Annotated in this window: 12 protein-coding genes; 5 read left to right on the top strand and 7 right to left on the bottom strand. The window is 66.0% G+C overall.

Annotation, left to right across the window (positions count from 1 at the left end; translation table 11 throughout):
- Positions 1–7: 7 nt before the first annotated feature.
- From benD to SOM26_RS16040, 7 genes are read right to left on the bottom strand one after another with little or no spacing between them, the layout of a single operon-like run.
- Positions 8–784, bottom strand: coding sequence for a benzoate diol dehydrogenase BenD (gene benD / locus SOM26_RS16070; protein ID WP_320453725.1), 777 nt, complete (start codon positions 782–784; stop codon positions 8–10).
- Positions 781–1,812, bottom strand: a complete 1,032-nt coding sequence (gene benC / locus SOM26_RS16065; protein WP_320453724.1) for a benzoate 1,2-dioxygenase electron transfer component BenC — start codon at positions 1,810–1,812, stop codon at positions 781–783. Before benC ends, benD begins: the two co-directional genes overlap by 4 nt.
- A 24-nt stretch (positions 1,813–1,836) precedes the next feature.
- Entirely contained in the window at positions 1,837–2,325 is a 489-nt protein-coding gene (gene benB, locus SOM26_RS16060; protein WP_320453723.1) for a benzoate 1,2-dioxygenase small subunit, read from the bottom strand.
- Entirely contained in the window at positions 2,322–3,698 is a 1,377-nt protein-coding gene (locus SOM26_RS16055) for a Rieske 2Fe-2S domain-containing protein (protein WP_320453722.1), read from the bottom strand. The genes benB and SOM26_RS16055 overlap by 4 nt, the downstream gene beginning before the upstream one ends.
- 20 nt (positions 3,699–3,718) lie before the next feature.
- Positions 3,719–4,612: a dioxygenase family protein gene (locus tag SOM26_RS16050; protein ID WP_061779860.1), complete on the bottom strand. Its 894-nt coding sequence runs from the start codon at positions 4,610–4,612 to the stop codon at positions 3,719–3,721.
- Positions 4,613–4,671: 59 nt separating this feature from the next.
- Entirely contained in the window at positions 4,672–4,962 is a 291-nt protein-coding gene (catC, locus tag SOM26_RS16045) for a muconolactone Delta-isomerase (RefSeq protein WP_058752200.1), read from the bottom strand.
- Positions 4,963–4,965: 3 nt separating this feature from the next.
- Entirely contained in the window at positions 4,966–6,123 is a 1,158-nt protein-coding gene (locus tag SOM26_RS16040; protein ID WP_320453721.1) for a muconate/chloromuconate family cycloisomerase, read from the bottom strand.
- 109 nt (positions 6,124–6,232) lie between these two features.
- On the opposite strand from SOM26_RS16040, the gene SOM26_RS16035 reads away from it, so the two are divergent.
- From SOM26_RS16035 to SOM26_RS16015, 5 genes are all read left to right on the top strand, one after another.
- Complete coding sequence (locus SOM26_RS16035) at positions 6,233–7,159, top strand: LysR family transcriptional regulator (protein WP_294240193.1); 927 nt, start codon at positions 6,233–6,235, stop codon at positions 7,157–7,159.
- A gap of 44 nt (positions 7,160–7,203) precedes the next feature.
- Complete coding sequence (locus tag SOM26_RS16030; RefSeq protein ID WP_320453720.1) at positions 7,204–8,142, top strand: LysR family transcriptional regulator; 939 nt, start codon at positions 7,204–7,206, stop codon at positions 8,140–8,142.
- Positions 8,143–8,368: 226 nt separating this feature from the next.
- Positions 8,369–8,998: an OmpW/AlkL family protein gene (locus SOM26_RS16025; protein WP_320453719.1), complete on the top strand. Its 630-nt coding sequence runs from the start codon at positions 8,369–8,371 to the stop codon at positions 8,996–8,998.
- Between the two features lie 29 nt (positions 8,999–9,027).
- Positions 9,028–9,813: an alpha/beta fold hydrolase gene (locus SOM26_RS16020; RefSeq protein ID WP_320453718.1), complete on the top strand. Its 786-nt coding sequence runs from the start codon at positions 9,028–9,030 to the stop codon at positions 9,811–9,813.
- An 18-nt stretch (positions 9,814–9,831) separates the two neighbouring features.
- Complete coding sequence (locus SOM26_RS16015) at positions 9,832–11,031, top strand: FAD-dependent monooxygenase (RefSeq protein WP_320453717.1); 1,200 nt, start codon at positions 9,832–9,834, stop codon at positions 11,029–11,031.
- Positions 11,032–11,092: the final 61 nt, after the last annotated feature.

The following is an 11,092-nucleotide window of genomic DNA, read 5'->3' as shown; positions in this document are numbered from 1 at the left end:
GCTCCAGTCAGCCCAGATCGCCACCGGCCACGGGCAGGACCGAGCCGGTGATGTAGGAAGCCTCGTCCGAGGCCAGGAAGAGGATCGGCGCGATCTGCTCGTCCAGCGTGGCATAGCGCCCCAGGAAGGTGGAGCTGGTGACCTGCTCCACCGCCTCGGCCATCCATGCCTGTTCGCGGGCGTCGTCGCCATTCGGGTTGCGCGGCACGATGCGCGGCGGCGCCTGCGTGCCGCCGGGTGCGGTCGCGACGACGCGGATGCCCGCCTCGCCATATTCCATCGCGAGGGCTTGGGTGAGGGCGTTGATCCCGCCCTTGGCCGCCGAATACGGAACGCGCCTGATGCCGCGCGTCGCGTTGGACGACACGTTGACGATCGTGCCGCCGCCCTGGCCCAGCATGATCGGCAGGACCGCGTGACAGCCCCACAACGTCGGAATCAGCGAACGGCGGATTTCCGCCTCGATCTGCTCCGGCTCGAAGGCGGCGAACGGACGCATGCGGATCGCGCCGCCGACATTGTTGACGAGGATGTCGACCCGGCCAAAGGCGGTAACCGCCGCTGCCATCGCGGCGGCCGCTCCGTCATGGGTTTCGAGGTCGCACACGAAAAACGCCGCCCGCTCGCCCGCTTCCTGGGCCACGTCGGAAACGAAGTCGGCGCGGTCGACCAGCAGGACGGCGGCACCCTCGGCCGCGGCGCGCAGCGCCACGCCGCGGCCGATGCCCTGGGCGGCCCCGGTCACCACCATCACCTTGTCGCGAAAGCGTCCGGCGAATGTCATGCTGCCACCGCAACCGGCGCTTCGCTCGGCGCGAACTTCTCATAGTGGAAATGCCGGGGCTCGACGCCCTTGTCGCGCAGGAAGATCCGCACCGCCTCGACCATGGGCGGCGGCCCACACAGATAGATATCGCAATCGCCCGCGTTCAGGTGCGTATCGGTCAGATGATCGGTGACATAGCCTTTCAGCGGATGCGCGCTCTCGGGATCGGCGACGCACGCGGTCCAGCTCAGCGAGGGGAGGCGGGTTGCCAGCGCCTCGATCCGTGGGACCTCGACCATGTCGCCGTCCCGGGTCACGCCGTAGATCAAGTGGAGCGACTGGTCCGTCCCGGTATCGGCCAGCACCTCCAGCATCGACAGGATCGGGGCCAAGCCGGTGCCGCCCGCCAGCAGGATCGTCGGCCGCTCCACCGCCCGCAGGAAGAAGCTGCCTTGTGGGCCGACGAAGCTCATGCGTGCGCCGGGCTTGGCGACAGATGTCAGCCATCCGCTCATCAGCCCGCCGGGCATGTTACGGATCAGGAAGCTGGCCTCCGCCGCGCCGGGTTTGGAACTGAAGGAATAGGCGCGGTGCTGGTCGGTGCCCGGTACCGCCAGATTGACATATTGGCCGGGCAGGAAGCCGAGCGCAGCCGGATCGTCCAAGCGCAGCGTAAGGAGGATCGTGCTGTCAGACACCAGGTCCACCGCCGCCACCGCGCCCTCATGCACGGCGGGCTTCACCTTGCAGGCGGTGGAGGGGACGGGCACCGCGACGACGCAATCGGACGAGACGCGCATCTGGCAAGTCAGGACCAGCCCTTCCTCCGCCTCGTCGGCGGTCAGCGCCTCGTCGATATAGTCGTCGCCGAGATCATAGACACCCTGTTCGCAGCGACATTTGCAGCTGCCGCACACGCCGTCGGAACAGTCCATCGGCAGGTTGATCCTCTGGCGGAACGCGGCGTCCAGCACCGTCTCACCCGGGGCGCAGGTGATGAAGCGCGTCGCGCCATCCTCGAAGTTCAATGCGATACGGTAGCCCATGATATCCTCTCCGGGCGCCGGGCATCAGACGTGATAAACGTCGATCACCTGGCGGATATAGTCGTTCTTCAGGACGACCTTCTTGTTGGTGATGAGCGGCTGCGCGCCGGTCGTGTCGATCGTGTAGAACGACGTGCCGAAGAAGCTCAGCGTCTCGTTGTAGCGGTGGCTCAGCGTGTGCCAGTTGAACCGCACCTGCATCTGCCTGTCCGCCTCGCCGAGGATCTCGACGTTCGAGACGGTGTGATTGGTGCGCGGCTCGGGCATGCTCGCCCCCGAACGCTCGGTCTTGATCCGGAAGACCCGGTCTTCCAGCCCGTTGCGATCGGGATAGTAGATGAGCGAGATCTCGCGCTGCGGGTCCTCCACCAGCCTGTCGTCATCGTCCCAGGCGGGCATCCAGAAGACCGCGTGCGGGGCGTAGCAGTCCAGCCACTCGTCCCATTGCCGATCGTCGAGCAGCCGCGCCTCGCGGTAGAGGAAGGCGAGAAGGCGGTCGTAGGTCAGGCTCATGCCGCCACCTCCAGCCGGTCGACCGGGCGCAGCCGGGCACCACCATTCCCGCCGCCGTCGCGGTCGATCGCGGCGATCAGCGACTGCGCCCAGTATTCATGCTGGCGGACGAACAGGCCCTCGTCCTCGCTGCGCTCGCCGCTGAGCAGAGGTTCGATGCCTAGGGCACGGCCATTCTCGTCCGGTCCGGCGATCCAGCGCGTCGCCCCGCGACTCAGGTCGTTCCACATGTCGCCCGTGCCTTCATAGGCCTTCTGACAGGATCGGAACTCCTCCAGGTCGTCAGGGGTGCCCATGCCGCTGACGTTGAAAAAATCCTCATACTGCCGGATGCGCAAGGCGCGGTCGGCGTCGCTCTCGCTCTTGGGCGCGAAGCAATAGATCGTCACTTCAGTGCGATCGACTGAGATCGGGCGCACGACCCGGATCTGGGTCGAGAACTGGTCCATCAGATAGACATTAGGATAGAGGCATAGATTGCGCGTCTGCCCGACGATCAGCGCCGCGCGCTCCTCGCCGACCCGCGTCGCGAGCGCCTCGCGATGCGCGTAGATCGGGCGGACCTCGGGGTTGAGCAGCTTCGTCCAGAGCAGGATATGGCCGTGGTCGAACGCATAGACGCCGCCGACGCTCTTGGACCAGCCATCGACATCGACCGCCTTGATCGAGTCCTCCGCGCGGCGGTTGGCGGTCGCCGCATAATTCCAGTGGACCGCACTGACATGATAGCCGTCAGCACCGTTTTCGATCTGCAGCTTCCAGTTGCCATCATAGACATAGGTCGAACTGCCGCGCAGCACTTCCAGCCCGTCGGGTGCCTGGTCGACCATCTGGTCGATCACGATACGGGTCGAGCCGAGCCAGTCCTCGAGCGGCAGTACGTCGGCGTTCAGGCTGCCGAACAGGAAGCCGCGATAATTCTCGAACCGGGCGACGCGGGTCAGGTCGTGCGACCCCTCGGTGTTGAACCCGGCGGGATAATCGCCGGTCTTGCCGTCCTTGACCTTCAGCAGCTTGCCCGCATTGCTGAAGGTCCAGCCGTGGAACTGGCAGGTGAAGCTGCCCTTGTTACCGTGCTTGCGACGGCACAGCATCGCGCCGCGATGCGCGCAGGCGTTGATGACAGCGTTCAGCGTCCCGGTCTTGTCGCGGGTGATGATGATCGGTTGGCGACCGATATGGGTGGTGAGATAATCGTTATTCTCCGGGATCTGGCTTTCATGTGCCAGATAGACCCAGTTGCCCTCGAAGATGTGCTGCATCTCCAGCTCGAACAGCGCGGGGTCGGTGAACACGTCGCGGCGGCACCGGAAAGCCCCGGTGGCGGGATTGTCGACGACGGCGGTGGCAAGGCGTTCGCGAAGGTCGGTCATGACAATATCCTTCCAGGGGATCAGGCGACGGCGAGACGGGCGCGGTGCGAGAAAGCTTCCTCCTCGGCATCGTCGGCGCGCTGGAGCTGGAAATCGAAAGCGATGTGCGCGGTGTCGCCCTGGCGATTCGGCACCGGCAGCAATCCCTCGCGGGTCCCGAACGCGAAGTCGTCGGCGGCAAAGGGGTCGTCGCCGAAATTGATCTGCGTCGTTAGCTGGCGATAGCCGGGTGCCTCGATGAAGAAATGGACATGGGCCGGGCGGTTGCCGTGGCGGCCGAGCACCTGCATCAACCGGTCGGAGGCACCGCCGGGCGGCACGCTATAGCCGTTGGGCATCTTGGAATGAAACGCATAGCGCCCATCGTCGCCCAGCCTGATGCGGCGGCGGTTGTTGAACGGCGTCTGCTCGCCGGTGGGGTCGAAATGCGAGTAGAAGCCCTTGGAATTGGCGTGCCAGACATGGAGGATGGCGTTCGTGACCGGCTCGCCGTCCGGCCCCGTGACCCGTCCGGCCATGTAGAGCGTGTCGGTATCGTCGGGATCGTCGGTCAGGTTGGCGTCATTGTCGACCAGCGGCGCGCCCTCGACATAGAGCGGCCCCTCAATGGTGCGGGGCGTGCCGCCGGTCTTGCCCGCCTCGGCGTCCTTGGCGTCCATATAGAGGTCGAGGAAATGTTCGAGGCCGACGCCCGGCATCAGCAGCCCGAACTCGCCCGCGCCGTTCTGGAGGAAGTTGACCGCGCCCCAGACTTCGTTCTCGTCTATGTCGTGCTTGACGATCAGCACCATCAGCGATTCCACCAGGTCGCGCAGGATCGCCTTTACGCGCGGATCGCCCTTGTCCGAGGCCGTGCCCGCGACCCGGTCGAGCAGATCCTGGATGGCGGGGGTCTTCACGAAGCTGATATCCATCACACTCTCCTATATTCTGTCTGTCCGGCCGCTCGTCGGCGGTCGTGCGGTTCCGATCGTCAGCGGTCGTCGTCGTGGAGGGACGAGGGGTGACGGCACAGCGCCGTCACGCGGATCGTCATGAAGGGGTAGAGCGGCAGGCTCATCAGGATGTCGTGCAACTCGGCATTGGAGCCGACATCGAAGATGCTGACATTGGCGTATTGGCCTACCACCCGCCAGATGTGGCGCCAGGTGCCCGCGCGTTGCAGCTCCTGGAAACGGGCCTTCTCGGCGGCCTTGAGCCGTGCCGCTTCCTCGGCATCGAAGCCGAGCGGAATGTCGACATCCATTTCGACGTGAAACAACATGGTTCAGCCTCTTCCCGCGACGACATGAAGGGTAGGGGAGCGGCGGTCGCGTCGGTGGAACGCGACGCGGTCCTCGTCCAGCGCGATGCCCAGGCCGGGGCCGGTCGGCACGCTCAGGTGGAAATCGGCATAGCGCAGAGGCTCGGCCAATATGTCTTCGGTCAGCAGGAGTGGGCCGAACAACTCGGTTCCCCAGGCCAGCGAAGGCAGGGTCGCGCAGAGATGCGCCGACGCCGCGGTGCCGACCCCGCCCTCCAGCATCGTGCCTCCATAGAGCCCGACGCCACCCGCCTGCGCGATCGTGGCCACGGCATGGGCCGGGAGCAGGCCGCCGGACTGGGCGATCTTGACCGCGAAGACCCGCGCCCCGCCGCACGTCGCAATGGCGAAGGCGTCGGCGGGCCCGTGCAGTGCCTCGTCCGCCATCAACGGGACGACATGTTTGGCGGACAGCCGGGCCATGGCGGCATGATCGTGCCGCGCGACCGGCTGTTCGACCAGATCGACGCCCGCCTCCTCCAGCAGCTTCATGCCGAGATCGGCCTGCGCCTCGCTCCAGTTCTGGTTGACGTCGACGCGCACGCTGCCCCGGTCGCCGACCGCGCGCTTGATCGCCGCGACATGGGCGACATCGGCGCGCACGTCGCGCTTGCCGATCTTGAGCTTGAAGATGTTATGCCGCCGTTCGGCCAGGACCCGTTCGGCCTCCTCGATGTCGAGCGCGGTATCGCCACTGGCCAGCGTCCAGGCGACCGGCAACCGGTCGCGGATCGCGCCACCGCCGATCAGCGTGGAGACGGGCACGCCCAGCCGCTTGCCGGCTAGGTCCAGCAGGGCGGTTTCGACCGCGCATTTGGCGAGGTGATTGCCGAAGACGCTCTTGCCGATCTTGGCCATCGCGGCCCCGACCAGTGCCGGGTCGCAGGTTTCGAGGACGGGGGCGATATAGGTGTCGATGGCGAGCTTGATGCCCTCCGGGCTTTCCTCGCCATAGCTGAGGCCGCCGATGGTCGTGCCCTCGCCGATCCCCTCGACGCCGTCGGAGTCGCGCAGCCGGACCAGCACGATCGACTGGTGATGCATGGTGGCCATCGCGAGCACATGCGGCCGGATCGTCGGGATGTCGACGATATAGGTATCGATCTCGACGATCGTGGCCATAACCTCTTCCTATCCAGTTTTATCCGAATTTCCCTGGAAACTAGGCTTGGCGATCTAGACGCGCAAAGATCATTATGGTCTTCTGGTGATACTTGGAGAGTATGACCCTATGGACCTGCGTCAGCTCCGTTACTTCGTCACCGTCGCCGCCGAGCGGAATTTCAACCGCGCGGCGGAACGGTTGCACATGGCGCAGCCGCCGCTCAGCCGGTCGATCCAGCAACTGGAGGCGGAGGTCGGCGCGACCCTGATCGACCGGGCCAGCCGACCGCTCGCGCTGACCCCGATGGGGCAGCTGTTCCACGATCAGGCGGTGCAGGTGCTGCGGCGCGTGGATGACATGCGGACGATGATGGATGCCGCGATCGCGACCGACCGGCGACGGTTCACCATGGGCTTCGTCGCCTCGACCATCTATGCGCGCCTGCCCGCGCTGATCCGCGAGTTCCGCGCCGAGATGCCCGATGTCGAGCTGACACTGGTCGAAAGCTCTACGCTGGACCAGATCGCGGCGTTGAAGGAGGGGCGGATCGATATCGGTTTCGGCCGTATCCGCTTCGACGATCCGGCGGTGCGGCGCACCGTGCTCCGGCGGGAGTCGCTCGTTGCGGCGGTCCCGATGGGAAGCCATTTGGGGCAGGACGGCGCGCCGGTATCCCTGTCGGCCCTAGCGCGCGAAAAGCTGGTTCTCTATCCCAGCGCATCGCGTCCCAGCTATGCCGATCAGGTCCTGTCGCTGTTCCACGATAATGGCCTGAGCCCGAACCAGATCGTCGAAGCGCGCGAGTTGCAGATCGCGATCGGTCTGGTTGCCGCCGAAGAGGGGGTGGCGGTGATCCCGGAGTCGGTGCGCAAGGCGCGGACCGAGGATGTGCGCTATCTCGATCTCGTCGAACCCGCGCATTCGCCGATCATCATGAGCCACCGGGTCGGCGACGCCTCGCCCGAGTTGCGCGCCGTTCTGCGGATCATCGCCCGCAAATATACCGAATGGGGCTATGGCGTGCCCGAAGCGCTGCTGGCGGACCATGAATAACACTCGGCTGCCACCGAACCGACGGCTCTGGAGAGGATGACAGGATGGACATACGGCAGCTGCGCTATTTCGTGACCGTTGCGCAGGAAGGCAATTTCACCCGTGCCGCCGAGCGTCTCCACATCGCGCAACCGCCGCTCAGCCGCCAGATCCAGCAGATCGAGGAGCGGGTCGGCGCGACCCTGATCGATCGCTCGGCCAAGCCGCTGCGGCTGACGCCGATCGGCCATCTCGTCTATGACCAGGCGATCAGCATCCTGGCGCGCATGGCCGATATGGATGCGATGATCGCGAAAGCCGTAGTGTCGCAGCAGCGGCGGTTCGCGATCGGCTTCGTCGCCTCCACCATCTATTCGCGCCTCCCCGCGATCATCCGGGCCTATCGGGAGGCGATGCCCTCGGTTGACCTGTCGCTGATCGAGGGCGGCACGCTGTCGCAGATCGCTGCGCTGAAGGACGGGCGGATCGATGTCGGCTTCGGGCGAATCCGGTTCGAGGATGACGCCGTGGCGCGGGTGGTGCTGCGCGAGGAGCCGTTGATCGTCGCGCTTCCGGCCACGCATCCGCTGTCGGCGGGGGGCGGGGTGTCCCTGGCGTCGCTGGCGACCGACCCGTTGATCCTGTATCCCAACGCCCCGCGGCCCAGCTATGCCGATCAGGTCGTCGGCCATTTCCGCGACCTTGGTGTGACCCCGGTGATCGCGCACGAGGTCAGTGAGTTGCAGATCGCGATCGGGCTGGTCGCGGCCGGGGAGGGGGTCTGCATCGTCCCGGCCTCGGTTCGCCGGTCGCGGGTCGACGGCGTCCGCTATCGCCCGCTGGTCGAACCGGTCGCATCGCCGATCATCATGAGCTTTCGCAAGGACGACCGCTCGCCCGAACTGGTCGCCATGGCGGCGGTGATTCGCGAGCGGTACGGCGCCTGGGATTATCCCGTGCCCGACGCGATCCTGCGGATGACCGGGGGCGGCGAAGAGGCGTGATCCGGCCAACCTTTTGGGTATGGCCATCATATGGAGTTGGTGTTGGACGCACGATGCGCGCCCCGACATTCTGCCCCTCACGAAAGCGAAGTCGCTTCGGGACAAGTCGCACGACAGATAGCGACGGCAGATGGAGAGGAAGCGGAAAATGGCTTCAATACCATATGGATATACGCGAGCCTTGCGAAAGGGCGGGGTGCTCGCCGGTGTTGCGGGATTGTGCCTGATGCTGCCGAGCGTGGCGCAGGCCCAGCAGTCGCAGGACGGCAAGGAGCGGCGATTCTATGTCCGGCTCGGCGCGGCGCGTGTCATGTTCGACGAAAAGGCCGATGTGAAGCTCGCCGGGCAGCCGCTGCCGGGCGCCAACGCCACCGCGTCGAACAACAACGGCGTCAGCCTCGATATCGGCTATTTCCTGACCTCCAACGTGTCGGTCGCGGCGACCGTCGGCGTGCCGCCGACCAGTACGCTGACCGCATCGGGAACGCTGGCGGGGGCGGGCACGCTGGGTAAGGTGACCTATGGTCCTGGCCTCTACAGCGTGCGTTATCATTTCGGGCGTCCGGGCGGGGTGCGGCCTTATATCGGCGGCGGGCTGAACTGGACGATCATCTTCAAGACCGAAGACGGCGTGCTGAAGGATTTCCGCACCAGCAATACCGTCGGTCCCGCGATCACGGGCGGCATCGATGTGCCGCTCAACGAGCGGATCGGTGTGTTCGGCGCGGCCAGCAAGGTCTGGACCAGCACCAACGCCCGCTTCCGGCTCGGCACGCCGAACGGCTTCGTGCCGGGTACGGCGCGCGTCCAGCTCAATCCCCTCATCGCGCAGGTCGGCCTGCAATATCGCTTCTGATCTCTTCGGCTCGAACAGGAAGACATGTCATGACCGTCACCGATATCATCCTGATCCATGGCGCCTGGAATCGCGGCGCCTGCTATGACGCGGTCGTTCCGCTTCTCGAGGCGCGCGGCTACCGCGTCCATGCGCCCGACCTGACCGGCCATACGCCCGGCGATGGCGGCCATTTGTCGGTCGTCGACATGGAGCATTATACCCGCCCCGTCGCTGACATCCTGGCACGGGCCGAGGGGCAGTCGATCCTTCTGGGCCACAGCATGGGCGGTGCATCCATCTCGTGGCTGGCGCACCACCATCCCGACAAGGTGGCCGGGCTGATCTACCTGACCGCGTTCCTGACCGCGCCCGGTGTTACGCCGGAAACCTTCGTCCTGCCCGGCGAGCCCAACCGGGGCACGCCGCACGCGCTGGACCTGATCCAGCCGGTCGACGAGGGACGTGGGCTACAGGCGGATTTCTCGCGACTGGAACGGTTCCGCGAAGTTTTCATGGGCGATTATCCCGGCGAGGGAATGCCGCCTGCCGAACAGTTCATCCAGACCCAGTCGACCGTGCCCTTCGGTACGCCCAATCCGATGGAGGGCCGCGCGCTGGAGATCCCACGCCTCTATATCGAGGCGCTGGACGATGTCGGGATTCCGATCGCCGTGCAGCGTCAGATGCAGAAGGAGTTCCCCGGTCCTGTCACGGTCGTGTCGCTCCCGGCCAGCCATGCCCCCTATTACTCGATGCCCGAACGGCTGGCCGAGGCGATCGCCGATTTCGCCGATGCCCCGGCTGGGTATCGCCAGACGGCGACGGCCGCGTAAGGACCACGGAGGCTATCCATGAAGATCGCGATCATCGGCGCCGGTATCGGCGGATTGACCCTCGCGCTGGCGCTGCGGGCGCGAGGGATCGAGGCGACGCTGTACGAACAGGCGGCGGAACTGAGCGAGATCGGCGCGGCGGTCGCCCTGTCGGCCAATGCCACCCGTGAGCTGCAAAGGCTGGGCCTGATCGATCAGCTGGAGCGGACGGGGGTCGAGCCGACCGAGCTGATCTACCGCGACGGGCTGTCCGGTGATCGCCTGGCGGACCATGCGGTGCGCAAAGGTGGTGCCTATCGCGATCGTTTCGGCGCGCCCTATCTCGGCATCCACCGCGCCGATCTACAGACGACGCTGGGCCGCGCGGTCGGGGCGGAGCATATTCACCTGGCGCATCGGCTGGAGCGGATCGAGACGGTGGGCGAACGGGTGGCGCTCCACTTCGTCGGACGCGATCCCGTCGAGGCCGATATCGTCGTGGGTGCCGACGGTGTGCGCTCCATCACCCGGCAATGGGTCGGCGGACAGCCGCTGCGCTACTCCGGGACGAGCGCGTTTCGCGGCATCGTGCCGGTCGAGCGGCTGGACGCTTTGCCCGATCCCCAGGCGATTCAGTTCTGGATCGGCCAGGATGCCCATCTGCTGCATTATGCGATCGGCAGCGATGGCGGTCACGTTAACTTCTTCGCGGTGGTGGAGGGCCCCACCGCTTGGTCCGGTAGCGCCGGGACGGTGCCGATCGAGCCGGGTGAGGCGGTGGCCGCCTTCGCCGGCTGGCACCCGGCCGTCCGGCAAATGGTCGCGGCGGGCGATGTGGAGCGTCGCTGGGGCCTGTTCGTCGCGCCGCCGCTTCGCCATTGGCATCGCGGGCCGGTCGTGCTGATCGGCGATGCCGTCCATGCGATGCTGCCGCATCACGGACAGGGCGCGAATACGACCATCGAGGATGCCATTACCTTGGCCACGATGCTCGATGGACTGACGTCATCCAACCGCGACGCGCGCTTTGCCGCCTATCAGAAGGAACGCGCGCTGCGCACCCGCCTCATCCAGCGCAGTTCATGGGACGCCAATCGCGCGCTCCATACCGATGCGGGCCTTCCCGATGCGACCCGGCACCGCGCCATGCACCACTTCCCTGAACGCTATGGCTGGATTCACAAGTTCGATGCGTCCGCGCATTTGTCGAGTGGCCCAGCCGTCCGTGCGATGCGCTAGCGACGGCATCCGCCGCCGCTTTGTCAAACCGGCGGCGGATTTCCATGGCGAATGAGCATGG

Origin of the sequence: Sphingomonas sp. CFBP8993 (assembly GCF_034044895.1) — a bacterium.
Classification (GTDB): domain Bacteria; phylum Pseudomonadota; class Alphaproteobacteria; order Sphingomonadales; family Sphingomonadaceae; genus Sphingomonas.
This window is presented reverse-complemented; position numbering and strand designations above follow the sequence as displayed.